The organism is Amycolatopsis silviterrae, assembly GCF_042684085.1.
GTDB classification, from domain to species: domain Bacteria; phylum Actinomycetota; class Actinomycetes; order Mycobacteriales; family Pseudonocardiaceae; genus Amycolatopsis; species Amycolatopsis silviterrae.
In genome coordinates this window covers 120,594-147,586 of record NZ_JBHUKS010000038.1, presented here as the reverse complement: position 1 = coordinate 147,586, position 26,993 = coordinate 120,594, and the positions used below count along the sequence as shown (strand labels likewise).

General features: G+C 70.9%; 7 protein-coding genes. All 7 read right to left on the bottom strand.

The features are described 5' to 3' along the window. Positions 1-18: 18 nt before the first annotated feature. Positions 19-5,424, bottom strand: a complete 5,406-nt coding sequence (locus ACFSVL_RS44270; RefSeq protein WP_378313804.1) for a type I polyketide synthase — start codon at positions 5,422-5,424, stop codon at positions 19-21. Further along, positions 5,421-21,206, bottom strand: coding sequence for an SDR family NAD(P)-dependent oxidoreductase (locus ACFSVL_RS44265; protein WP_449224407.1), 15,786 nt, complete (start codon positions 21,204-21,206; stop codon positions 5,421-5,423). Before ACFSVL_RS44265 ends, ACFSVL_RS44270 begins: the two co-directional genes overlap by 4 nt. Positions 21,207-21,302: 96 nt before the next feature. Continuing rightward, on the bottom strand, positions 21,303-22,499 hold the full coding sequence (locus tag ACFSVL_RS44260) for a cytochrome P450 (RefSeq protein ID WP_378313801.1): 1,197 nt from the start codon (positions 22,497-22,499) through the stop codon (positions 21,303-21,305). After that, positions 22,496-23,764 carry a methylaspartate mutase gene (locus tag ACFSVL_RS44255; RefSeq protein WP_378313799.1) on the bottom strand — a complete coding sequence of 423 codons (1,269 nt, stop codon included), beginning with the start codon at positions 23,762-23,764 and terminating at the stop codon, positions 22,496-22,498. Before ACFSVL_RS44255 ends, ACFSVL_RS44260 begins: the two co-directional genes overlap by 4 nt. Then, positions 23,761-24,237: a cobalamin B12-binding domain-containing protein gene (locus tag ACFSVL_RS44250; RefSeq protein WP_378313798.1), complete on the bottom strand. Its 477-nt coding sequence runs from the start codon at positions 24,235-24,237 to the stop codon at positions 23,761-23,763. Before ACFSVL_RS44250 ends, ACFSVL_RS44255 begins: the two co-directional genes overlap by 4 nt. Further along, positions 24,234-25,448 (bottom strand): type III PLP-dependent enzyme, encoded by a 1,215-nt coding sequence (locus tag ACFSVL_RS44245; RefSeq protein WP_378313796.1) that lies wholly within the window; start codon positions 25,446-25,448, stop codon positions 24,234-24,236. The genes ACFSVL_RS44250 and ACFSVL_RS44245 overlap by 4 nt, the downstream gene beginning before the upstream one ends. Next, positions 25,445-26,914, bottom strand: coding sequence for an AMP-binding protein (locus tag ACFSVL_RS44240; protein WP_378313795.1), 1,470 nt, complete (start codon positions 26,912-26,914; stop codon positions 25,445-25,447). Before ACFSVL_RS44240 ends, ACFSVL_RS44245 begins: the two co-directional genes overlap by 4 nt. Positions 26,915-26,993: the final 79 nt, after the last annotated feature.

Sequence of the window (26,993 nt, the reverse complement as noted above, 5' to 3'; positions counted from 1 at the left end):
ACGGGCGGCCCCAGAGCGTCACCGGGCTTCTAGTTCCTCGTCGAGCAGTGCGAACAGTTCGTCCGCGCTGGCTCCTTCCACTTCCTCGTCCGGGACCAGCGACGCCAGCACGGACTTCAACCGCGTCACGACTCCGGCGACCTCATCCGGTTCCAGGCTCCGTACGACGTCTTCCAGTGCGTCCAGCTGGACTTCGACTGCCGACGGAGCGCCGTCCGCGACGAGATGTTCTCCCAGGACCTGCACGGACGGGTAATCGAAGATCAGCGTCGCGGGCAGGCGCATGCCGGTGAGGACGTCGAGGCGGTTGCGCAGTTCGATGGCAGTCAGGGAGTCGAAGCCCAGTTCGATGAAGCCCTTTCGCGGATCCACTGCGTCCCGGCGTTCGTGGCCCAGGACCACCGCAGCGGTGCCGCACACCAGGTCGACGGCGGCTCGGACCCGCTCCGCGCCGGACAGGCGCAGCACCTGGTTCCAGGAATCGTCAACGACCTCGACGCGGCGACGGCCTCGGATCAGGCCGCGCAGCATCGCGGGGACGCTGTGTGCGTCGGCGCGCAGACCGGACATGTCCAGTCGCACCGGCACCAGCGACGGTTGCCCGGCGGCGACTGTCGCGTCGAACAGTTCCAGGCCGTCGGCGAAGGACAGGCCGAAGACGCCGGACCTGGCCATGCGGATCAGGTCCGTGTCGGCCAGATCGCCGGACATGCCGCCTTCGGTCCACAGGCCCCATGCCAGCGACACGGCGGGCAAGCCTTGCGCCGCACGGTGATGGGCCAGTGCGTCGAGGAAGACGTTCGCCGCTGAGTAGTTGGCCTGGCCGGCGGCGCCGAGGGTTCCGCCGGCGGACGAGTACAGCACGAAGGCGGACAGGTCCATCGACGCGGTCAGCTCGTGCAGATGCCAAGCGGCGTCGACCTTCGGGCGGAGTACGGCGTCCATTCGTTCCGGTGTCAGCGACAGCAGGACGCCATCGTCGACGACACCGGCCGTGTGGATTACCGCGGTCAGCGGGTGGTCGGCCGGAACGTCGGCGAGCAGGCCGGCGACGGCGTCTCGGGAGGCCAGGTCGCAGGCCACTAGCGAGACGGAGGCACCCAGGTCCGTTAGGGAGGCGACGAACTCGTCGGCACCCGGAGCGGCGGGACCGCGGCGGCTCGTGATGAGCAGGTTTCGGACGCCGTGGTCGGTGACCAGATGCCGGGCGATCAGCTGGCCGAGCACGCCGGTGCCGCCGGTGACCAGGACAGTGCCGTCCGGGTTGAAGGCGACCGCGCCGGTCGGGGCGTATTTTGCCAGGCGGTGCACCAGAACCGCGCCGTCGCGGACTGCGACGCCGGGCTCGTCGGCGTACATCGCGCCGAGCACTGAGCCGATCGGGAGCGGGCCGTTGTCGAGGTCTACCACCATGAACCGGTCGGGGTACTCGAGTTGCGCGGTGCGGATCACGCCCCACAGTGCGGCGTGGGTGAGATCGTCCGCGCCCTCGTCCGGGCGGGTGGCGATCGCACCGGAGGCGACGACGACCAGGCGCGAAGCAGCCAGGACGTCCTCGGCGACCCAGGCTTGGGCCAGTGCGAGGAGTCCGTGGACGGCTGCGCGAGCGCCTTCCGGAGTAGCGTTTTCCGGGGCGGCGAACGGCACGTACACCACGTCCGGGACGAGGGCTCCGTTGTGGATTGCCTCCAGCAGGGCGGGGAGGCCCACATAGGACTGTCCGCCGAGGTGGAACGGATCGCTGCCCAGGACTGCGGTGGTTACGGCGGTGACGTCGTCGCCCTGCCACGGGACCCAGTCGACACGGAACAGCGAATCGTCCACTGCCGAACGCGCGGCCGCGGCGAACGCGTCGTCCGCGATCGGTCGCAGGGCGAGCGAATCGACGCGCAGCACGGGTGCGCCGGACGCGTCGGTCGCGGTGAGCGAGACGGTGTTTTCGACGTCTGACGAGATCAGCACGCGCAGGCTTGCCGCACCGCCGGCGTAAAGCGAGACGCCGGACCATGCGAACGGCAGGACTGGTTTGTCCTCGGTCGGCCCGGCGAGGCCGATCGTGTGCAGGGCGGCGTCCAGCAGCGCGGGGTGCAGGCCGAACGCGCTGCCGTCGGCGTGCTCGGGCAGCGCGACTTCGGCGGCCAGCACGTCGCCTGCCTGCCAGGCTCGACGCAGACCGGCGAACACCGGGCCGTAGTCGAAGCCTTGCGCGGCCAGCTCGTCGTACCGGGAGGTCACGTCGATCTCCGTGGCTCCGGACGGCGGCCATTGTCCGGCCACCGCGGACGGCGAACCGGCTGGGGAGAGCCGGCCGCTGCCGTGCTGCACCCACTCGTCGGCGTCCTCGGCCTGGGAGAAGATCCCCAGCGCCCGGGTGCCGTCGTCTTCCTCCGCGCCGACGGTCACCTGCAGCCGTACCGCGCCCTGCTCCGGCAGGATCAACGGCGCGGCCAGGGTGAGTTCGTCGACCCGTCCGCAGCCGACCTCGTCGCCGGCACGCACGGCCAGCTCGACGAACGCCGTGCCGGGGAACAGCGCGTTGCCCTGGACGACGTGGTCGGCCAGCCAGGGCTGCGCGGCCAGCGACAGCCGTCCGGTGAGGACGACGCCGCCGGAGTCCGCCGTGCCGACCACCGCGCCGAGCAGTGGGTGCGCGGCTTCCCGTTGGCCCACTTCGGCTACGCCGCGAGCCCGCGCACCGGTGGGGTTGTCCAGCCAGTAGCGCTTGCGCTGGAAGGCGTAGGTCGGCAGTTCGACGGTGTGCGCGCCGGAGTAGAACGCGTCCCAGTCGGCCGTGCCGCCGAGTGTGAACAGGGTCGCGACCGCAGCGGCGGCGGACTCTGCTTCGGCTCGGTCCTTGCGCAGCACCGGCACAAAGGCTGCGTTGGCGAGGGTGGCCGCGCCGCCACCCGCCACACCAGCACCAGCCGAGCCCGCCGCAACAGCCGTACCAGCACCCACCGCACCAACACCCACCGCGCCATCAGCGCAGCTCTGTCCCATCGCCGTCAGCACCGCGCTCGGGCCCACCTCGACGAACGTGTCCACCCCGGCCTCGGCCAGCGCCCGCACGCCATCGGCGAACCGCACCGCCGACCGCACCTGGCGCACCCAGTAGTCCGGCGACGCCACATCCGCCGAAACATCCACTGTGGACACGATCGGCACTGCGGGAGCGGAGTACGTCAGCGTGCGCGCGACCGCGGCGAACTCGTCCAGCATCGGGTCCATGAGCGGTGAGTGGAAGGCGTGCGACACCCGCAACCGAGAGGTTCGAGTAAATTTCCCAGCAACCGCAAGTACTTCTTTCTCTACCCCCGACACTACCACCGACCGAGGCCCGTTCACGGCCGCGATTCCTACACCATCGGTTAGTAGCGCCACGACCTCGTCCTCGGTAGCCTGCACCGCGACCATCGCCCCGCCGGCGGGCAGCGCCTGCATCAGCCGCGCCCGGGCGACGACCAGTTTTCCGGCGTCCGCAAGGGAAAGCACCCCGGCGACGTGCGCGGCGGCGATCTCCCCGACGGAGTGGCCGAGCAGGTAAGCGGGCCGGACGCCCCACGACTCCAAGAGCCGGTGCAGGGCGACTTCCACCGCGAACAGGGCGGGCTGCGTGTAGCCGGTCTGGTCGAGCCGGTCCGCGTCGGCTAGCAAGGAGCGCAACGGGACATCGAGGTTCAAGGCAGCGCCGACCTCGTCCAGAGCCGCGGCGAAGACCGGATACGCGGCAGCGAGGTCGAGGCCCATGCCAGCCCGCTGCGCGCCTTGGCCGGTAAAGAGAAACGCCGTAGTCCGCGTAGCAGCCACGCCCGAGACCACCAAAGACGAAGCCCGGCCTGCTGCATAATCGACAAGAGCCCGCGCAGCAGCCTCCCGATCCGACGCCACTACTCCAGCCCGGTATTCCGCCAAGGTACGCGCCGTAGCAAGGGAAAGCCCGACATCCGCGGGAGAGCCCGAAGCAGCGAACTCAGCCAGCTGACCAGCCTGTGCCCGCAAAGACTCCGGCGACGAAGCGGAAACCAGCCACGTCACCGGCCCAGACTCGACAGAAGGCGCCGGAGCAGGATCTCCTTGCTCCACAATCACATGCGCATTCGTCCCGCTGATGCCGAACGACGAGACCGCAGCCCGCCGGGGACGGTCAGTCGACGGCCACGGCGTCGGCTCGTTCAGCAGCGCGACGGTCCCGTCCGTCCAGTCGACGTGCGGCGAAGGTTCATCGGCGTGCAGTGTCGGCGGCAACACCCCTCGATGCAACGCCTCCACCATCTTGATCACCCCGCCGACCCCGGCCGCGGCCTGAGTGTGCCCGACGTTCGACTTGAACGAGCCGACATACAACGGTCGCGAAGGAGTAGCGACCTTGCCGTAGGTCGAGATCAGGGCTTGCGCCTCGATCGGGTCGCCCAGCTTGGTGCCGGTGCCGTGTGCCTCCACGGCGTCCACATCAGACAGTTCCAAAGAAGCGTCGGCCAAGGCAGCCCGGATCACCCGTTGCTGAGCCGGACCGTTGGGCACAGTGATACCGCTCGAAGCACCGTCCGAGTTGACCGCGCTCCCGCGCAGCACCGCGAGCACGTGGTGCCCGTTGCGCCGAGCGTCGGAAAGCCGTTCCAGCAACAGCATTCCGGCACCCTCGGAGCAGCCGACGCCGTCCGCGCCGCTGCCGAACGCCTTGCACCGGCCGTCCGAGGACAAGCCGTGTTGTTCGCTGAAGTACACGAACATGTCCGGCGTGACCATCACCGTCACCCCGCCGGCCAGCGCCAGCGAACATTCCCCGCGCCGAAGTGCTTGCGCGGCAAGGTGCATCGCGACCAGCGAGGACGAGCACGCGGTGTCCACCGACACCGACGGGCCTTCGAGGCCGAGCGTGTACGAAACCCGCCCGGAGATCAGGCTGCCGTCGCTGCTGCCCGCGCCGTAGTCGTGGTACATGACGCCGGCGAACACTCCGGTGGCGCTGCCGCGCAGGGTCGACGGCACGATCCCGGCGCGTTCGACGGCTTCCCACGCGGTCTCGAGCAGCAACCGCTGCTGCGGGTCCAGCGTGACCGCCTCGCGTGGGCTGATGCCGAAGAACTCCGGTTCGAAATCGGCGGCGTCGTAAAGGAAACCGCCTTCGTTCGAGTAGGTCGTGCCGGGCCGGGTGCCGGTCGGGTCGTGCAGGGCGGCGGTGTCCCAGCCGCGGTCGGCCGGGAACTCGCCGATCGCGTCGACGCCGCCGGCCACCAGGTCCCACAGCTGCGCGGGCGTGGTTACCCCGCCGGGGTACCGGCAGCCCATGCCGATGATCGCGATCGGCTCGGACTGCCGGGCGGCCAGCCGCTGGTTGTCCGCACGGAGCCGTTCGTTGTCCGTCATGGACTGCCGCAGCGCGGCGACGATCTGCTCGGTCGAAGGAGCGGACTTGTCGGTCACTGGGATTCACCCCGTTCGTCGGTGCCGCCCATCGCGGAGCGGACCAGGTCGGCCAGGTCCATCGAGGCGACTGCCGCCGCCGCGTCGTCGGTGCCGTTCAGTTCTTCCGCCGAAACCGAATCCGAAGCCGAAGGCTCAGGAGCCAGTTCCGCCAGCAGGTGCCTCGCCAGCGGCAGCGGGCTCGGGTAGTCGAAGATCAGCGTCGCGGGCAGCCGCAGCCCGGTCGCGGCGCCGAGCCGGTTGCGCAGCTCCAGCGCGGCGAGCGAGTCGATGCCCAGGTCGGTGAAGCCCTTCTCGACCCCGACCGCGGACGCCTCGTCGTACCCGAGTACTGCCGCCGTGTGCTCGCGCACCAGGTCCAGCGCCGCCGAGTCCCGCTCGTCCGCCGGGAGCGTGGCGAGCTTGTCGGCGAACCCGGCCTCCGGCGTGGCCGACGACGAGGCGACAGCGGCCCGTCGCGGCCCAGCGGTGACGAGCCCCTTCAGCAGTGCCGACGCGTGGTCGGCGTCCTTGAGGTCGAGCTTCACTGGCACCAGCGCCGCCGTATCCGAAGACAGAGCGGCATCGAACAGCTCCAGCCCTTCAGCCGCGGACAGTTCCGCGACCCCGGACCGGGCGATGTGCGCCAGGTCCACCTCGCCGTCGGTGCCCTCCCACGGACCCCACGCGAGCGACGTCGCCGGGAGGCCGAGAGAAGCGCGGTGCTCGGCCAGCGCGTCCAGGAACACGTTCCCAGCCGCGTAGTTCGCCTGTCCGGCGGCGAGCAGGAGACCGCCCGCCGAGGAGTAGAGGACGAACGCCGCCAGGTCCCGAGCAGCGGTCAGTTCGTGCAGGTGCCAGGCCGCGTCGACCTTGGGCCGCAACACGTTCTCGACCTGCTCCGGCGTCAAAGCGCTCAGCACCGCGCTGTCCATCTGCCCGGCCGCGTGCACCACGGCGGTCAGCCGCGGCAGCGTGTCGAGCAGCTTCGCCAGCGCGTCCCGGTCGGTGACGTCGCACGCGGCCACGGTGACCTTCGCGCCCGAGCCGGCCAGTTCGTCGACCAGTTCCCGCGCCCCCGCCGCTTCGAGACCGCGACGGCTGGTCAGGACCAGGTCCCGGGCCCCGCGAGCGACCAGGTGCCGGGCCAGCAGCCCGCCGAGCAGGCCGGCGCCGCCGGTGATCAGCACCGTGCCGTCCGGGTCCCACTCGACCGTTTCGCCGACCTCCGTGACCCGGGTCAGCCGCGGCACGCGCACCTCGCCGTTCCGCACCCGGGCTTCCGGTTCGCCGGACGCGACCACTGCGGGCAGCGCCCGAGCAGACGCCGGAGAAGCATCGAGGTCCACGACCTGGATCCGGCCCGGGTTCTCCGCCTGCGCGGCCCGCACCAGACCCCAGACCGGCGCCTGCGCCAGCTCGTCGCGAGTGACCACGACCAGCTTGCCGTCCCCGGCCGACAGCCAGTTCTGCAAGTGTCGCAACGTTTCCTGCACGACCTGGTGCACCTGCGCCGGAAGCGAGCCGGATCCGGAACCGACCGGCAGCACCAAGACCTCCGCGGGCACCGGCTCAGCGCAGAGCGGCACCCCGAGGCCGAGGTCGTCGGTCCCGAGCACCGTCCAGCCGTCCAGCGACGGCACCAGCCGCACGCCCGAAGCGGGCTGCCACTCGATCCGGTACAGCGAGTCCGGCACCTTCGCGCCGAGCTGGCCTTCCGACACCGGCCGCGTGACCAGCGAAGCGATCCGGGCCACCGGAGCACCGGCGGCGTCGGCCAGGTCGAGCGACGAACCGCTGTCGGTCTTCCGTACCCGCACCCGCAGCGCGGTCGCGCCGCTGGCCTGCAGCGACACCGAGTTCCACGCGAACGGGATGGTCGTCTCGGTCAGCGCCTTCGGCCCTCCCGGGATCAGGAAGTCCGTCGCGCCGAGTGCCGAGTCGAGCAGGCCCGGGTGCAGGCCGAACTCGTTCGCCGCGGTGCCTTCCGGCAGCGCGACCTCGGCGTAGACCTCGCCTTCGCGCAGCCAGATCGCCCGCAGGTTGCGGAACGTCGGCCCGTAGCCGAAGCCGAGCCCGGCCAGGTCGTCGTACAGCCCGGTCAGGTCCACCGGCTCCGCCTCGGCGGGCGGCCACTCGCTCAGCGAGAAGTCCGACGCCACCCCGCTGGCCAGCGTGCCCGCGGCGTGCTGGACCCACCCAGCGTCGGTCCGCGAGTGCACCGACAGCTCCCGGCGTCCGCTGGCGTCCGGCGCGCTGATGACCACGCGCAGGTCGACCCCGTCCTCCGGCAGCAACAGCGGTGCCTGCTGCGTCAGTTCCTCCAGCAGGTTGCATCCGAGCTGGTCACCGGCGTGCACCGCCAGTTCGACGTACGCGGTGCCGGGCAGCATCGTGCGTCCCATCACCACGTGGTCGGCCAGCCATGGCTGCGTCGCGACCGACAGCCGTCCGGTCAGCACTGCGCCGCCGTCGGGCAGTTCCACCAGCGCACCCAGCAGCGGGTGTCCGGCGGACTGTGCGCCCAACGTGCTGACGTCACCGGTCGGCTTCGTCGCGTCGAGCCAGTACGACTTGTTCTGGAACGCGTACGTCGGCAAGTCCACAGTGGACGCACCCTGGCCGGCGAACAGCGCCTTCCAGTCGATCTTCGCGCCTCGGGAGTACAGCGTGGCCAGCGCGGTGAACACGGTCGGCACCTCGGCCCGGCCGCGCCGCATCGCGGGCACCTGGACGACCCGGTCCGGCCGATCGGCCAAAGCGGTGTCGCATTCCCGCGCCATGCCGGTGAGCACCGCGTCCGGACCCAGCTCCACGAACCGGGTCACGCCCGCGGCCAGCAGCGTGCCGACGCCGTCGGCGAACCGGACGGCCTCCCGCACGTGGCCCACCCAGTACTGCGGCGAGCACAGTTCGGCGGCGGTCGCGATCTTGCCGGTCACGTTCGACACCACCGGGATCGACGGCGCGGCGTAGGTCAGTTTCTCCGCCACCACCGCGAACTCGGCCAGCATCGGCTCCATCAGCGACGAGTGGAACGCGTGCGACACCACCAGCTGCTTCGTCCGTCGACCAGCGTCGGAGAAGGTCGCCATGGCCGCGACAACCGCCTCTTCCGGACCGGAGATGACCACCGACCGCGGCCCGTTCACCGCCGCGATGTCCACGCCGGAGGGCAGCGAGGCGCGCACCTCGTCCTCGGTGGCCGCGATCGCCGCCATCGTGCCTCCGGACGGCAGCGCCTGCATGAGCCGGCCGCGAGCGGCGACCAGCGAGCAAGCATCAGCCAGCGAGAACACTCCGGAGACGTGCGCCGCGGCCAGCTCGCCGATCGAGTGCCCGGCGACGTAATCCGGCGTGACGCCCCAGGATTCGACCAGCCGGTACAGCGCGACCTCGATCGCGAACAGCGCGCATTGCGTGTACGCGGTCTGGTTGAGCAGCGGCGAGTCCTCCCAGATCACCTGCTTGAGCGGGGTGTCCAGCTCGGCGTCGAAGAGTCCGCAGATCTCGTCGAACGCTCCGGCGAAGGCCGGGAACGCCTCGTACAGCCCGCGTCCCATGCCCGGCTGCTGCGCGCCCTGTCCGGTGAACAGGAACGCGGTCAGGTCGGCCGCGCTGACCGTGCCGGCCACGGTGCCCGCCGGGGTCCGGCCGTCGGCCAGTCCGTCGAGCGCCTTCAGCGCTGCTTCGCGGTCGGCCGCCAGTACCACCGCGCGGTGGTCGAGCGCGGCCCGCGCAGTGGCCAAGGTGTAGCCGACGTCGGTCAGGCTGACGTCCGGGTTGGCCCGCAGGTGCGCGGCCAGCCGGGCGGCCTGGTCGGCGAGCGCCGACGCGACCGAACCGGCCAGCGGCAACGGAATCGCCGGGAGTTCCGGAGCGGTGCGCCGGGTTTCATTGGCCGGAGCAGGCGGGGCCTCCTCGATGATGATGTGCGCGTTGGTGCCGCTGATACCGAAGGACGAGACGCCAGCGCGACGCGGGTGACCGTTGCGCAGCCACGGCCGCGGCTCGGTGAGCAGCTCGATGTTGCCCGTGGTCCAGTCGACGACCGGCGACGGCGCGTCGACGTGCATCGTCTTCGGCAACATGTTGTGCCGCAACGCTTGCACGACCTTCATCACGCCTGCCGCACCACCGGACGCCTGTGCGTGCCCGATGTTCGACTTCACCGAACCCAGGTACAGCGGCCGGTCCCGGTCCTGGCCGTAGGTGGCCAGCAGCGCCTGCGCCTCGATCGGGTCGCCCAGCTTGGTGCCCGAACCGTGTGCCTCGACAGCGTCCACATCAGACGGTTGCAACCCGCCAGCCGCGAGGGCCGCGTGGATCACGCGTTCCTGCGACGGGCCGTTCGGGGCGGTGAGGCCGTTGGACGCACCGTCCTGGTTCACCGCGCTCGACCGGACCACCGCGAGCACCTCGTGCCCGTTGCGCTGCGCATCGGACAGCCGCTCCAGCAGGAGCAGGCCCGCGCCCTCAGCCCAGCCGACGCCGTCGGACGCCGCGGAGAACGACTTCGACCGGCCGTTGGGCGAAAGCACGCCCTGGCGGCTGGAGTCGACGAACAGGTCCGACTGCGACAGCACCGTGACACCGCCGGCCAGCGCCAGCCCGCACTCCCCCGCCCGCAGCGCCTGCACCGCGAGGTGCAGCGTGACCAGCGAGGACGAGCACGCGGTGTCCACCGTCATGCTCGGGCCCTCGAGGCCGAGCAGGTAGGAGATCCGGCCGGAGACGACCGCGCCGGAGCTGCCGTTCGGGATGTAGGCGGCGACGTCGGCCGGAGCGCCGGGGGCGCGGCTGCCGTAGTCGTCGTACATCGCGCCGGTGAAGACGCCGGTCAGGCTGCCGCGCAGCACGGTCGGGTCGATGCCGGCGCGCTCGATGGCCTCCCACGCGGTTTCCAGCAGGAGCCGCTGCTGCGGGTCCATCGCCATCGCCTCGCGCGGGCCGATGCCGAAGAACGCCGGGTCGAACTCCGCCGCGTCGTGCAGGAAGCCGCCCTCGTTCGCGTAGGTCTTGCCGCGCTTGCCGCGTTCCGGGTCGTAGATGCCCTCGACGTCCCAGCCGCGGTTGGTCGGGAAGCCGGTGACCGCGTCGACCTCGTCGACCAGCAGCTGCCACAGGTCTTCCGGCGACCGCACGCCGCCGGGGTAGCGGCACGCCATGCCGACGATCGCGATCGGTTCCTGCATCGACGCGTTCGTGCGGGCGGTCGTCGCCGGGGTCTTCGCGACCGCGCCGAGCAGCTTGCCCTTCACGAAGTCCGCGACGGCCTTGGCGGTCGGGTGGTCGAAGATCAGCGTTGCGGGCAGCGAGAGGCCGGTCGCGGTGCCGAGGAGGTTGCGCAGTTCGACCGCGGCGAGCGAGTCGAAGCCCAGCTCCTTGAACGCCCTCGTTCCGTCCACTTCGGACTTCTCCGCGTAGCCGAGCACGGTGGCCACCTGCGTGCGGACGAGGTCGAGCAGCACCCGGTCCCGTTCGCTTTCCACCAGCGCGGCCAGCTCGTCGGCGAGTGCGTTGTCCGCCGCCTTGGCCGCCTTCGCCACGCGACGTGCCTTCGGCGGCACGAAACCACGCAGCAGCGCGGGCAGTTCGTCGGTACGCGCTCGCAGCGCCGGGACGTCCACGCGAAGCGGCGCGATGACCGCGTCTTCAGTGGCCACGGCGGCATCGAACAGAGCCAGGCCCTGTTCGGCAGTCACCGCGGGCAGGCCCAGGCGCGCCATCCGGGCGAGGTCGGCTTCGGCGAGGTCGCCGCCGAGTCCGGTGTTTTCCGCCCACAGACCCCACGCCAGCGCGGTTGCCGGCAGCCCGGCCGCACGCCGGTGCTCGGCGAGCCCGTCGAGGAACGCGTTGGCCGCGGCGTAGTTCGCCTGTCCGGCGGGCAGCACCTGGCCGCCCGCGGAGGAGAACAGGACGAACGCGGACAGCTGCCGGTCGGCGGTCAGCTCGTGCAGGTGCCAGGCCGCGTCGACCTTCGGCCGCAGCACCGCGTCAAGCTGCTCCGCGGTGAGGGAGTCGAAGACGCCGCTGTCAGCGGTACCGGCGGCGTGCACCACCGCGCCGAGGTTCGGCAAGCCGTTGATCAGCTGCTCGACGGCCGCCCGGTCCGCGACGTCGCACGCCGCCACCTGGACTGTCGCGCCCAGGTCAGTCAGCTCTTCGGCCAGCTGCGCGGCACCCGGAGCGTCGAGACCGCGGCGGCTGGTGAGCACGAGGCTCTGCACGCCGTGCTCGGCCACCAGGTAACGGGCCAGCAGGCTGCCGAGACCGCCGGTGCCGCCGGTGATCAGGACCGTGCCGTCCCACGCGGTGGTGCCGGTCGACTCGGTGCGGGTGTAGCGCGGGGCGAGGACCGCGCCGGCGCGGATCGCCGACTCCGGTTCGCCCGAGGCGACCACCGCGGCGATCGTCTCGACCTTCGTCCCCGCATCCGCGTCGATCAGGAACACCCGACCTGGGTGTTCAGCCTGCGCCGCCCGGGCGAGGCCCCACAGCAGACCCTGCGTGACGTCCACAGTGGACTCGCCAGCCGGGACCGCCGACTGCGTGACGATCGCGAGTTTCGTGTCCGTCAGGCGCGATTCGGCCAGCCAGGCCTGGATCTCGGCGAGCAGCCAGGTCACGTTGGCTCGCGCCGCCTCCGGCACCGAGCCGTCCGCAGCGGGCACCGAGAGCGTCACAAGACCGGGCACTGGCTCCCCGCGATCGACGGCGCCGAGCAGGTCCGCGAAGCCGCTATAGGTGGCGGCCACGCCGACTCGGCCCTGGCCGATCGCAACGACGTCGCCCGGTTCGGCAGCCGCGACCGGCACGGACTGCCAGCCGATCTTCAGTAGCGAACCGTCCGTGGTGTCAGCCTGCGCGGCCAGTTCGGTCCGCACCGGCCGCGAGACCAGCGACTCGACCGACGCGACCGGGTTGCCTTCGCCGTCCGCGACCTCGATGGACGACAGCTCGTCGCCATCCAGCCGCACGATCCGCACCCGCAGCACCGAAGCGCCGACCGCGTGCAGCGTGACGCCGTTCCACACGAACGGAAGCAGCGTCGAACCGCTCGGGTCACCGAGCAGGTCGGCGTGCATCGCGGTGTCGAGCAGCGCCGGGTGCAGGCCATAGGAACCCGCCGTCGATGCGGCCGGTTCCGGCAGCTCGACCTCGGCGAACACCTCGTTGCCCCGTCGCCACGCGGCTTTCAGGCCCTGGAACGCCGGGCCGTAGCCGTAGCCGCGCTCGTTGAGCAGTTCGTACGCGCCCTCGACCGGGATCACGGTCGCGCCGGCCGGCGGCCATTCGGTGAGGCCAGCGGGCTCCGGCCGCGCGGTGGCGGACAGCGTGCCCAGCGCGTGCTGAGTCCAGTCGCCGTCCGATTCGACCGGGCGGGAGAACACGGTGACCGGGCGGCGGTCGCCGTTCGCCGGGCCGACCACGACCTGCAGCGCGACCGCGCCGTCCGGCGGCAGGATCAGCGGCGCCTGCAGCGTCAGCTCCTCCACCGTCGGGTGGCCCACCTGGTCGCCAGCCGCGACCGCCAGCTCGACAAACCCGGTGCCGGGCACCAGGATCGCGCCCTTCACCACGTGGTCCGCGACCCACGGCACCGACGAAGCGGACAACCGTCCAGTGAGGACAGTGGTGTCCGAACCGGACAGTGCCACGACCGCGCCCAGCATCGGGTGCGCCAGCGGCTGCTGACCGACCGAGGTGACATCTCCGGACGGAGTCGCGTCGAGCCAGTAACGCTTGTGCTGGAAGGCATACGTCGGCAGGTCGAGCCGGACCGGGCCGTCGCCGAGCAGCGGGCCGAGCTTCGCCGCGCCGCGAACGTGCAGGCGACCGGCCGCGGTGAGCGCGGTGCGCACCTCGTCCTGGTCGCGCCGGCCGAACGGGACGAACTCCGCGTCGACGCTCTGCGGGCCGAGCGCGGACAGCACACTGTCCGGGCCGATCTCCAGGAACGTCTGAACGCCGCTTTCTGCCAGCGTCGTGACCGCAGCACCGAAACGGACGGTCTCGCGGACGTGGGTGACCCAATACTCCGGCGAACGCAGCTCGTCGTCGGTGGCGAGTTTCCCAGTGACCGTCGAGACAATCGGGATCTTCGGGGCCGCATACGACAGCCCGGTGGCGATCTCGCGGAACTCGTCCAGCATCGGCGTCATCAGCGGCGAGTGGAACGCGTGGCTCACGCGCAACCGTCGCGTTTGGACATCGCCCGCGGCCCGCTCGATCTCGGCGACCACGTCCGCGTCACCCGACACGACCACGGCGGCCGGACCGTTCACCGCCGCGATGCTGACCGCGTCCTCGTGGCCCTGCAGCAGCTCGCGAACCGTGTCCTCGGTGGCGGAGAACGACACCATCGCGCCGCGACGATCGTTCAGCGCACCCATCAACCGGCCACGAGCGGCGACCAGCTTTGCCGCGTCCTCCAGGGAAAGCACGCCCGCGACGTGGGCCGCGGCCAGCTCGCCGATCGAGTGCCCGGCGAGCGCGTCAGGCCGGAAGCCCCACGACTCGGCGAGCCGGAACAACGCGACCTCGACCGCGAACAGCCCGGTCTGCGTGTACTGCGTCTGGTCCAGCAGGCCACGGTCAGCGAGTTCGGTGGTGCCGAACACGACGTCCCGCAGCGGAACGTCGACCAGCGGATCGATCGCCGCGCACACCGCGTCGAACGCCGTCGCGAAGGCCGGGTACGCGTCGTAAAGCTCGCGTCCCATGCCGACCCGCTGCGCGCCCTGTCCGGAGAACAGGAAGGCGAGCTTCCCGTCCACGACCTGGCCGGTCGGTGCGTCACCGCCCGCCAACGCGTCGAGGCCGTCGGCGAGTTCGGCCGCCGTTTCGGCGACAACCACTGCCCGGTGTTCCAGCGAGGCCCGCGTCGCAGCCAGCGAACGCGCGATCTCCGCGACGGAAACGCCCTCAGCAAGCCAAGAACGCAGCCGCGCCGCCTGTCCGCGCACCGCAGCGGCGGACCGGCCGGACAACGCGACCGGAACGATCGTCTGCGTCTCGGAAGGCCGTTCGGCCGGGATCGCCGGCGCCTGCTCCAGGATGATGTGCGCGTTCGTGCCACTGATGCCGAACGACGACACCGCTGCCCGGCGCGGCCGGTCGACGTCCCACTCACGCGACTCGGTCAGCAGCCGGACCGCGCCGGTCTCCCAATCGACCACAGTGGACGGACGGTCGACGTGCAACGTCTGCGGCAGCTGGCCGTGCTGCATCGCCATGACCATCTTGATGATGCCCGCGACACCCGCCGCGGCCTGTGTGTGACCGATGTTCGACTTGATCGACCCCAGCCACAGCGGCTCGTCCTCGGAACGGTCCTGGCCGTAGGTGGCCAGCAGCGCCTGCGCCTCGATCGGGTCGCCCAGCGTGGTACCGGTGCCGTGGCCCTCGACAGCGTCCACTTCGGACGGCTGCAGACCGGCGTCGGCCAGCGCCTTGGCGATCACCCGCTGCTGCGAAGGACCGTTCGGTGCGGTAAGGCCGTTCGACGCGCCATCGTGGTTCACTGCGGAGCCGCGGAGGACCGCGAGCACCGGGTGGCCGTTGCGACGAGCGTCAGACAGCCGCTCGACGAGCAGCATGCCCGCGCCCTCGCCCCAGCCGGTGCCGTCCGCCGCTTCGGCGAACGCCTTGCACCGGCCGTCGGCGGAAAGCCCGCGCTGCCGGCTGAAGTCGATGAAAGTGTCCGGAGTGGACATCACGGTGACACCGCCGGCCAGCGCCAGCGTGCACTCGCCGCGACGCAGCGCCTGCACCGCCCAGTGCAGCGCGACCAGCGAAGACGAGCACGCAGTGTCCACAGTGACCGTCGGGCCTTCCAGCCCCAGCGCGTACGACACGCGGCCGGACACGACGCTGGCGAGGCTGCCGTTGCCGAGGTAGCCCGCGATGTCGTCCGAAACCGTGCCGAGCCGGGTGCCCCAGTCGTGGTACATCACGCCGGCGAACACACCGGTCGCGCTGCCGCGCAAGCCGACCGGGTCGATTCCGGCCCGCTCGAACGCCTCCCACGAGACCTCCAGCAGCAGCCGCTGCTGCGGGTCCATCGCCGCCGCCTCGCGCGGGCTGATCTCGAAGAAGTCCGCGTCGAACTCGGCCGCGTCGTGCAGGAAGGCACCGTGCTTGACGTAGGAGTGGCCAGGCTTGCCGGGCTCCGGGTCATACAGCGAGTCGACGTTCCAGCCTCGGTCGACCGGGAAGCCGGACAGCGCTTCCTCACCCTCGGACACCAGCCGCCACAGGTCTTCCGGCGTCGCGACGCCACCCGGGTAACGGCAGGCGATACCGACGATGGCGATCGGCTCCTCCGGGTCCACCGTGGTCACCGGAGTGATGGTTCGCGTCGGGGCCAGCCCGGCCAGCCGCGACGCCAGGTACTCGGCGAGCGCGCGCGGCGTCGGGTAGTCGAACACCAGCGTCGCGGGCAGCCGCATGCCGGTGACCGAGTCGAGGATATTGCGCAGTTCGACCGCGGCCAGCGAGTCGAACCCGATCTCGCCAAACGGGCGGGCCGGGCTGATCGCGTCCGCGCTGTCGTGCCCGAGAACGGCCGCGACGTGCGTGCGCACCAGGTCGAGCAGCGCACGGTCCCGGTCGGCCTCGGCGAGGTGCGCGAACCGCTCGGCGAACTGCTGCTCCGGCGTCACTTCCCCGCTGGCGACCGCGATCCGGCGGCGGCCGGCGGGCACGAGCCCGCGCAGCACGGCCGGAACGTCCTCGCCGCGCGACCGCAGCGCGGCCCGGTCGACCCGGGTCGGCACCACCGTCGGAACCCCGGTGCCGAGCGCAGCGTCAAGCGCGGCAAGGCTTTCCGACACGGTCAGCGGAGCCAGACCCAGCCGCGCGATGCGGTTGCGGTCCACTTCGGACAGTGTCGCGCCCATGCCGATCGCCTGACCGGCGTCGGGGGCCCAGAGACCCCAGGCCAGCGACGTCGCGGGCAGGCCGGCGGCGTGCCGGTGCTCGGCCAGTGCGTCGAGGAACGTATTGCCTGCGGCGTAGTTCGCCTGTCCGGCCCCGTCGGCGAGACCCGCCGAGGAGGAGAACAGTACGAACGCCGACAGGTCCAGCTCCGCAGTCAGCTCGTGCAACGCCCACGCCGCGTCAAGCTTCGGGGCCAGCACTGCGTCAAGCTGCTCGGCGGTGAGCGAGCCGATCATCGCGTTGTCGAGCACGCCAGCGGTGTGCACGACAGCGGACAGCGGGTGCTCGGCCTTCTTGATCGCCGACGACAGCGAACGCTTCTTGCTGACGTCCGAAGCGACCACCTTCGCGGTCGCGCCCAGCTCCGCCAGCTCTTCGACCAGCTCAGCCGCACCCGGGGCGTTAAGACCACGACGGCTCAGCAACAGCAGGCTGCGCACCCCGTGCTTCGTGACCAAGTGCTTCGCGACCTGCGCACCAAGACCGCCGGTACCGCCGGTGATCAGCACGGTTCCGTCAGTACGCCAGGTCGGCTCGCCGCCTTCGGCCGCCAACCGGACCATCCGGCCCGCCGACACCGTGTCACCGTCAATGCGCAGCTCCGGCTCACCCGAGCCGAGCGCGGTGGCGAGCGTCGCCGCCGTGGCAGCGCCCTCCACCAGCACCACGCGACCGGGGTGCTCAGCCTGCGCCGAGCGCACCAGCCCACGGACTGCGGAGTCGGCCAGCGAACCGCGCGTCAGCACCACCAAGCGCGCACCGGCGTAGCGGTCGCCTTCCAGCCACTGCTGCAGCACAGTCCGCACGCGGTGCGCGGTCTGCTTGGCAGCGGCGGCGATGTTCTTGCCCGGCACCGAAACCGGCAGCAGCACGACCTCGGGCACGTCGACCAGCGACACCAGCGAGTCGACCACCGGCACGTCGAAGCCGTTGATCGAGCCCAGCGAAGCGAGCGTCGGCAGCTCCGCCGAGCTCGTGACCGGAGTCCACTCGACGGTGTACAGCAGGTCGCGCGCCTGAGTGCCGAGGTCGGCCTCGCGGACCGGCCGCGAACGGAACGACTCGACGGACAGCACCGGCGTACCGGCCACATCCGTCACGTCGATCGAGACGCCACCGGTGGCCGGGGAGGTGATCCGCACCCGGACCTCGGTCGCGCCGGAAGCGTGCAGCCGCACGCCGGTCCACGCGAACGGCAGCCGGATCTCGTCCGGTTCCCGCGCCTCGCCCGGAGCGAAGTCGGTGGCGTGCAGGACCGCGTCCAGCAGCGCCGGGTGAACGCCGAACGCCGCGTCGCGCCCGGTCGCCGGCAGCGCGACCTCAGCGAACACGACGTCATCGCGCTTCCACGCGGTCCGCAAGCCCTGGAACAGCGGCCCGTAGCCGTAACCCTGCTCGGCCAGTTCGGTGTACAGCTCGCTCGTCGCGACCACTTCGGCACCAGCGGGCGGCCATTCGCCGCGCGGCGCGGGCTCGACCACCGGGCCGGCGGCGAGGACACCGATGGCGTGCCGGGTCCAGGCCGCGTCGGCGTCGTGGTCGGGACGGGAGTGGAACTCGATCGTGCGGCGGCCGTCGACATCCGGGCCGACCAGCGTCTGCAGCGCGACGCCACCGGATGCCGGAAGCGCCAGCGGGGCCTGCAGCGTCAGCTCGTCCACGACGCCGTACCCGACCTGGGCGGCGGCGTGCAGAGCCATCTCGACGAACGCGGTCCCCGGCAGCACCGGCGTGCCCGCGATCGAGTGGTCGGCCAGCCACGGATGCGTCCGCAGCGCGACGCGACCGGTCAAGACGAGACCGTCGTCGCCGGCCAAGCCGATCTCGGCGGCCAGCAGCGGGTGCCCCGAGGCCAGCTGGCCGAGGTCCGCCGCGTCGCCGTGCCCGGCCGGCGCGGTGAGCCAGTAGTGCTTGTGCTGGAAGGCATACGTCGGCAGGTCGACCACCTGCGCGGTCCCGAAGAACGCCGTCCAGTCGACCGCGACACCACGGGTGTGCAGGCGGCCGAGCGCGGCCGCGAGCGTGGTGACCTCGGGCCGGTCGCGGCGCTGCGCGGGAGTGAACGCGATGGCGTCGCTCGTGCCGGCGGCCATCGCCGACAGCACGGCGTCCGGGCCGACCTCGACCGCGGTCGTCACCCCGGCGTCGACCAGCGCCTGGACGCCGTCGGCGAACCGCACCGCGCGGCGGACGTGCCACAGCCAGTACCCCGGCGAGCACAGCTCCTCGGCGGTCGCGATCCGGCCGGTGACGTTCGAGACCACCGGGATCGTCGGGGTCGCGTAGTCGACCACCTCGAGGATCTCGCGGAACTCGGCCAGCATCGGCTCCATCAGCGGCGAGTGGAACGCGTGCGACACCCGCAGCTCGCTGATCTTGCGGCCCTGCATGCGGAACACCGACACGACGGCTTCCACCGCTTCGCGCTCGCCGGAGACGACGACCGACGTCGGGCCGTTCACCGCGGCCAGGCTGACCTGGTCGCCCAGCAGCGGCTGGACCTCGTCCTCAGTCGCCGCGATGGCGACCATCGAACCGCCCTCCGGCAACGCCTGCATGAGGCGTCCGCGAGCGGCGACGACCAGGCACGCGTCGGCGAGCGACCAAACGCCCGCGATGTGCGCGGCGGCCAGCTCGCCGATCGAGTGGCCGAGCAGGATGTCCGGGCGCACGCCCCACGATTCGAGCAGCCGCGCCAACGCGACCTCGACCGCGAACAGCGCGCACTGCGTGTACTGCGTCTCGTTCAGCTCCGTGGCGTCGTCGCCGAAGAGGACGTCGCGCAGCGGGGTCTCCATCTGGACGTCGAGGTGGTCGACAGCCTCGTCGAAGACCTCGGCGAACTTCGGGTACGCCAGGTACAGCTCACGCCCCATCGCGAGGCGCTGCGAACCCTGGCCGGTGAACAGCATCGCAAGCTTGCCCGGCGTGCGCTCGCCGATGACGACGTTCGGGTCCTGCTCGCCCGCCGCCAGCGCCTGCAGCCCGCGCACGGCGTCGGCGATGTCCTCCGCGACGACCACGGCACGCTGATCGTGCGCGGCCCGCGTGGTGGCGAGCGAGAAGCCGAGGTCGGTCAGATTCTGCGATTCCACAGTGGACACCAGCGCGGCGGCCTGTGCCTTCAACGCTTCTTCGCTGCGCGCCGACACGACCAGCGGCACGACCGGCAGCTCGTCGCTCGTGGTTTCCACCGTCTCGACGGCCGGAGCCTGCTCGATGATGACGTGCGCGTTGGTGCCGCTCACGCCGAACGACGAAACGCCAGCGCGGCGCGGACGTTCGATCGCCGGCCATTCCCGCTGCTCCGTCAGCAGCTCGACGGCACCAGTGGTCCAGTCGACATGCGGCGTCGGCTCGTCCACGTGCAGTGTCTTCGGCAGCACGCCGTGGCGCATCGCCTCGACCATCTTGATGATGCCCGCGACACCCGCCGCGGCCTGCGTGTGCCCGATGTTCGACTTGATCGACCCGAGCAGCAGCGGCGTCTCACGGTCCTGCCCGTAGGTGGACAGCAATGCCTGCGCCTCAATTGGGTCGCCGAGCCGGGTGCCGGTGCCGTGTGCCTCGACCGCGTCCACATCGGACGATGCCAGGCCAGCGTCCGCCAGCGCACGCTTGATCACACGCTGCTGCGACGGACCGTTCGGCGCGGTAAGACCGTTCGACGCGCCATCGGAGTTGATCGCCGAACCGCGGACCACGGCGAGCACCGTGTGTCCATTCGCGACTGCGTCGGAAAGCCGTTCCAGCACCAGGACACCGACGCCCTCAGCGAACCCAGTGCCATCCGCGGCAGCAGCGAAAGCCTTGCAGCGACCGTCTTCCGCCAGACCACGCTGACGGCTGAAGGCAGTGAACGTGCCCGGCGCGCCCATCACCGCAACACCACCGGCGAGCGCGAGCTGAGTTTCCCCACGTCGCAACGCCTGCACCGCCAGGTGGAGCGCGACCAGCGAACCGGAGCAAGCGGTGTCAACGGTCAGCGTCGGCCCTTCCAGACCAAGCGCGTAGGCGATGCGACCGGAGACGACACTCGGCGCGTTGCCGGTGAGCATGTAGCCGTCGAGGCCATCGGGAGCTTCGTGCAGCCGAGGGCCGTACTCCTGCGCCTCGGCACCGATGAACACACCCGCCGGAGTACCGCGCAAAGTGGACGGATCGATCTTGGCCCGCTCCAACGCTTCCCACGCCGTCTCCAGCACCAGCCGCTGCTGCGGGTCCATTGCGGACGCTTCGCGCGGCGCGATACCGAAGAACCCGGCGTCGAATTCCCCGGCGCCGGGCAGGAATCCGCCCGCGGTGACGTAGCTGCTGCCCGGCTTGTCCGGGTCCGGGTCATACAGGCTGTCGAGGTCCCAGCCGCGGTCCTCCGGGAAGCCGGAGATGGTGTGCACCTCGTCGGCGACCAGCTGCCACAACGCTTCCGGCGACACCGCGCCGCCCGGGTACCGGCAGCCGATGCCGACGATCGCCACCGGCTCGTCGTTCGCCGCACCGGCGGCCAGCGCCGCGCCGGGCTCCTCCGCGCCGAACACCTCGGCGTGCAGGAAACGGGCGACCGCGGCCGGCGTCGGATAGTCGAAGGCCAGCGTCACCGGCAGTTCCAGCCCGGTCGCGTCGGTGAGCTGCGCGTGCAGCTCCACCGCGGCGAGCGAGTCGAACCCGTGGTCGGAGAACGCTTTCTCCGGGTCGAGCACGGCAGGCACCTCGGGCAGCGCGGCCTGCAGCGCCGCCCGCGTCGCGTCGTGGACCACGCCGGCGAGGAACCCCGCGCGGTCCGCCGGCGGCAGAAGCGTCAGCCGCTCCGCGAAGCCGGATTCCCGATTCTTCTCACTCTCACGCATTGCGCACTCCACCGCGGTAGCCAGGCAGCATTCATGGGTCGTCGGTCGGATCGTATGGCGGGCTCGGGCCGCGCCGGATCCCCAGAAAACGTCGTTAGGGGAGGGAAGTCACCAGGCGACGCGCAGCAGCGACGGGCCGCGCACGATCACCCCGTACTCCCATTTCACGCCGTCGCGCCCGTCCGCGAGCCGCAATTCCGGAAACCGCTCCAGAATCGCTTTCAGCGCCTCCTGCAATTCCAGCCGGGCCAGCTGCGCCCCGATGCAGTGGTGCGGGCCGTGCCCGAACGCGACGTGCGGGTTCGGGCTGCGGGTCAGGTCGATGACGTCCGGATTCGCGAACACCTCCGGGTCCCGGTTGGCCGCGTGCAGCGCGGGCAGCACCGGATCGCCCGCCCGCACCACGACGTCGCCGATCCGGATGTCCTCGCGGGCATACCGGGCGAACATCGCCGCGGTGTTGATCGGCACCCACCGCAGCAGCTCCTCCACCGCGGTCGGCAGGATCTCCGGCTGCGCCCGCAGCTGCGCGAGCAACTCCGGCTGCGTCAGCAGGGTGAACATGAAGCTCGGCAGCGCCGAGGAAACCGTCTCCACGCCACCGGTCAGCAGGCCCGCGCCCGCGATGGAGATCAGCTCGTTCTCGCTGAGCTTGTCACCGGCGTCGCGGGCGTAGACGAGCGCGCCGAGGAGGTCGTCAGTCGGGTCCTCACGGCGTTGCGCGACCAGCTGTGCCACGTAGTTGTCCAGCTGGTCGCCGTAGACGTCGAGCACGTCGCCCTTCGCCGTGGCGTCGCTGACCAGCGCCTGAGTCCACTCGCGGAAGATCGAGTGGTCCTCCTTGGGCACGCCGAGCAGGTTGCAGATCACCGTCACCGGCAGCGGCCGCGCGAGGTCCTCCACGACGTCGCCGGGCGCGCCGTTCTCGATCATCGCGTCGATCAGCTCGTGCGTCAGGGTGCGGACGCTCTCGCGCATTGCCTCCAGCCGCCGCGCGGTGAACGCCTTCATCACCAGGCGGCGCAGCCGGGTGTGGTCCGGCGGGTCCATGCCCATGATGCCGTCGCCCATCTGCTGGCGGCGCATCCTCGGCTGGTCGAGCCCTTGGGCCAGCTCCCGGCTGAACCGCGGGTCGGCGGTCACCAGCTTGACGTCGGCGTACTTCGTCGCCAGCCAAGCCTGCTCGCCGAACGGCAGCTGCACCCGGCTCATCGGCTCGTCGCGCTGCAACTGGTGGTAGGTCTCGGAAACGGACGTCTCGTGCATGTCGAACGGATACGCCCGGACAGTCCGGCGAGTGCTCATCGCGGTTCCCCTCCGATCGCGGTCATCGGCTGCTCCAATGCCTGGGTGTCATGGGTGTGCTGGACGTAGGAAAGCGCCGACATCAGCGTCGACGAGGTGATCCGGCCGCTCGGCGCGCGCTCGGCGATCCCGCGCAACGGCAGCGAACCCAGCTCGGACCAGCCGAGCCGGCCGTCCGCGTCGAGCGTGCTGCGCGCCTGTCCGGCGTTGTCCGGATGCAGGCAGTACGGCACGTCGAGCAGACCGCGTTTGAAGGCGACCACGAGCGCCCGGTCGAGATCGCCGTGGCTGTTGAGGACCGCGTCGACCAGTGCGTAAGCCTCGCGGTAGACCTGGTTGTCCTCATCCACAATGGCCTTGATGCCCTTCGCAGACGCTGCCGCGTGTTCGAGCGCGGTCACGTTCTCCGCGACGGTCGGGATGCGGTGCGCCTCGGCGGCGGTCTTCACGATCAGCCGCTCCGAACCGGTGCTCATCGCCAGTTCAGCGGCCTTGCCCAGCAACAACATCGCGCCGTCGGGCGTGCGCGGGAAGAGTCCCATGTAGGCGTAGATCACCACGTGCCAGGTCGCTTCCGGCAAGAATTCGGCGCACAACCGGCGAAGCGCGGCAACGGCTTCCCGGTCCTGCTGAAGGTTCGTCTGCTGCGCATAGCTCACCGAGATGCTGCGCAAGCCCTTGCGGTAGAAGAACAACGCCTCCAGCACGCTGATCGCGACCAGCTCGCTCGGCGGACACAGCTGTCCGAGCATGCAGCCGCCGAACGTCTCCAGATGCGGACGCCCGCCCGGATGTTCAGCGGCGACCAGCAGATCGCAGCAATACGCCCAGTTCCGCACGGCTTCGTCGAGCGGCGTGCGGCTGTAAGGCAGGCAGTACGAAATCGGGCCGCCTTCGGTGGCGTGCAGACCGGCGGCGATCATCGCGCGGAAGATGTCCGCCGGCCGCGCCGAACCGTGCCGGACCTGCACCGGGAAGTCCGGGCCTTCGAGACCGTCGAGCATCGCCCTCGTCACCTCGGGCGGATGGTTGACGATCGGGTAGCCGTTGAGCGGAATGCCGTTGCGCAGCGCGTGTTCCGCGGAATCGGTGTCGCGGACGCGGGTGTAGCTGTCGAGCGTGAGCGTGCCGACGGTCGTCGCGTTCGCGTACTTCGTCGCGAAAAGCCCGGCGCGCATCGCGGCCGGCTGGTCGAAGCCCATGCGCGGCTGCACGACCAGTTCCCCGGCCGCGTGCCGCTGCGCTACGAACCGCTCGAAGCTCACGCTCCCTCCAACTGGGATACCCCGCCCGGCAGGGTGGCCGCGAAGTGCCGGAACGCGGCGGCGTTCTGCTCGTCGAACACCCCGTCGAACCCGGCGAACAGCAGTTCCGCGGTCTGCTCGTCAGACAGCGGACCGCCGGTGCCGAGCTTCCCGCCGATCACGATCGGCAGCCGGCGCAGCTCCGGCAGCGCCCGCAGCCGCTGCACGACCCGGAGCCCGTCCTGGTAGCCGTGCCCGTTGACGCTGCTCAGCACCAGCATCGCCGGACGGCGGCTGACGCATTCGGACTCCAGCAGCTCGTCCGGCACGCACGCGCCGAGGTTCATGACGTCGAAGCCGAGTTCCCCCACCAGCAGTTCGAGGTAGACCAGGTTCCAGGTGTGCGAGTCCGACGCCATGCTGCTCACGATCACCGTGCGCCCGCCGGGCTCTTCGATGATGCTGCCGCCGTACGCGCGGACTTCCTCGCTCATGGCGACACCTCATAGGCTCGCTGGTAGTCCAATCGCGACACCGAAATGACCTCGTCGCCGCGGACCACCACTTCAGTCGGCGCGGGACGGCCGAGGAAGCTGATCAGACTGGCGGTGACGCCGTACGCGCCCACGTTCGGCACGGTCAGCAGGTCGCCAGCAGCCAGCTCAGGCAGCTTCGCGGCCTTCGAGAGCGAGTCGCCGGGAGTACACAGTGGACCGACCAGCTGGCCCGGGTTGTCGCCGATCTGCTCGACACCCACCGCGGCGGGCAGCAGACGGCCGATCCCGGAAAGCCCGCCGACCACGTTGATCCCAGCGTCGAGAATGACGAACCGGTGGCCCCGGCTCTCCTTCACGTTCACGACACCGGCCAGCAGCGTCCCGCAGGTACCGGAGAGGTAGCGGCCGGACTCGCAAGCCAGCTCGACCTCACCGCTGCGCCATTCCGGCAGGTAGAGATCAAGCAGCTGCTCCAACCCGTTGCGCAGCTTCGGATAGTCGGTGCGCTCGCCCGGAACCGCGTACGGCGAAGAGAACCCGCCGCCGATGTCGAGCAGCTCCAGCGGCAGCCCGGTTTCCTGCCGCAGCTGCGCGGCCGACTGCAACACGAACTCGTACTCGCCGAGCAGCGCGTCCTCGTCCTGTGCGTTGCTCATGGTGAAGAAGTGCGCACCGACGATCTTGGCTCCGCGGACCGCCTTGAACAGCGGCATCAGCTCGGGCAGCGTCTCGGCGTCGACCCCGAACTGCGACGGACGGCCCATCATCCGGATCCCGGTCGACGCGCTGCCCTGCGTGGTGTTCACCCGCAGCAGGCACCGGGCGACCGTGTCCTGCCGTTCCGCCGCCGCACCGACGTGCTGCAGGTCAGTGAGCGATTCCACGGAGAACAGCCGGACGCCCGCGGTGATCGCCGCGTCCAGCTCGCCGTCCGTCTTGCCCGGGCCGGTGTAGAGGATGTCCTCCGGGGCGAACCCGGCGGTCAGCGCGTTGGCCAGCTCGCCGGTCGAGCTGATCTCCGCCCGGCACCCGCCCGCGCGGAGTTCGCGGGCGATCTCCGGATGCGGGTTGGCCTTCAGCGCGTAGTAGACCGCGAACCCCTCGGGCAGCAGGCCGAACAGCTGATCGCGCGACCGCGCGGTCACGTCCAGGTCGTACACGTAAGCCGGCGTGCCGAACCGTGCGGCCAGCTCGTCGTACTTGCTCATTTGCGGGCACCTTCCACCAGCAGGGCCAGTTCCTTCGTCGCGTTCTTGCCGTGCGCGGTGAGCGGGAACTCGTCCACGACGTGGCACAGCGCGGGCACTTTCTGCGGTTCGAGCCGCTGCGCCAATTCCTTGAGCACCGTGGTCGGCGGCAGGTCGCTTTCCACGCAGATCGCCAGGTCGCGCGTCTCGCTCGGCGGGATCGCGCCCGCCGCGCGCACGCCGGGGATGTCCATCGCGGCCGCTTCGATCTCCAAAGTGGACATCCGGATTCCCTTGCGCTTGAACATGTCGTCGCGGCGGCCCTCGAAGTAGAGGTAGCCGTCCTCGTCGAGCCGGCCGTAGTCGCCGGTGTGCAGCCGCAGTTCGCCGGTGGCCTCGTCGCGACGGAACGCACGCGCGGACAGCTCCGGAGCCCGCCAGTAGCCGGGCATCACGTGCGGACCGGCGGCCACGATCTCGCCGATTTCGCCCGCGGGCAACGGAGTTCCGTCGGCGGCGAGGATGTGCACGGTCGTGCCGGGCAGCGGAAGGCCGGACGAACCGGGGCGTTCGGTGTCTTCCTCGGGCGGCATGACGGTGATCCGCTTGCACTCGGTCTGGCCGAACTGGCGGACGACGCGCACGCCGGGGAAGGCGTCGCGGAGCTTGGCGATGGTCGAATCCGGCAGCGCCGCACCGGTGTTGGTGAACAGCCGCACCGGAGCCGCCTCGCCGCGATCGCGCTCGGCCAGCGTGGCGATCATCGTCGCGAGCGACGGCACAATCGGGACGACCGTCGCGCCGACCTCGCGCATCCGTTGCAGCAGACGAAGATCGGACTCGGCGTCGGCGAGCACGATCTCGCTGCGGCCGAGCGTCGAAAGAAGGACTTTGTACAGGCCGTAGTCCCAAGACATCGGGAACCGGCAAAACACGACGTCGTCCTGGCGGTAGCCGAGCACCGCCTGGATCGCGCCGGCCGCGAACGTGACCTGCCGGTGCGGCCCGATAACGCCCTTGGGCGCGGCCGTGCTGCCGGAGGTGTAAACGAGCACCGCGACGTCGTCGAGATCGACCTCAGTCGGTTCGACGCGCGTTCCGTCGCGATAAGCTTCCTCGACTTCCGTCCACAGTGGAGCGAACTCTTCCGGCTGCAGGATCAGCACCGGTTCGGCGTTCGCGACGACCGAGTCGAAGTGGAACTGCTTCATCGCCGGGTTGATCGGCACGAACACCGCGCCCCGGCGCGAGGCGCCGTGGAAGAGCGCGACCAGCGCCCGGTCCGTCGGCAACTGCACCACCACGCGATCGCCGCGCCCCACTCCGCGCCGCGCGAGGACTGCCTCCACCGCGTGGCTCCAAGCGGCCAGCTCGGCATACGTCCACACCCCCGCCCGGTCGCGCACCGCGGCGGCGTCCGGCGCACCGGCCACCGCCGCGTCGAGCAGGGCATGGACGAGAGAACCGGATTCGTTCACGACTGCCACTCCCGAAAGGATTTGTAGAATCACCGTGCCTGCGCGGGATAGCTCCCCGACGTCCGGAAAGTTATCCGCGCGCAGGCCG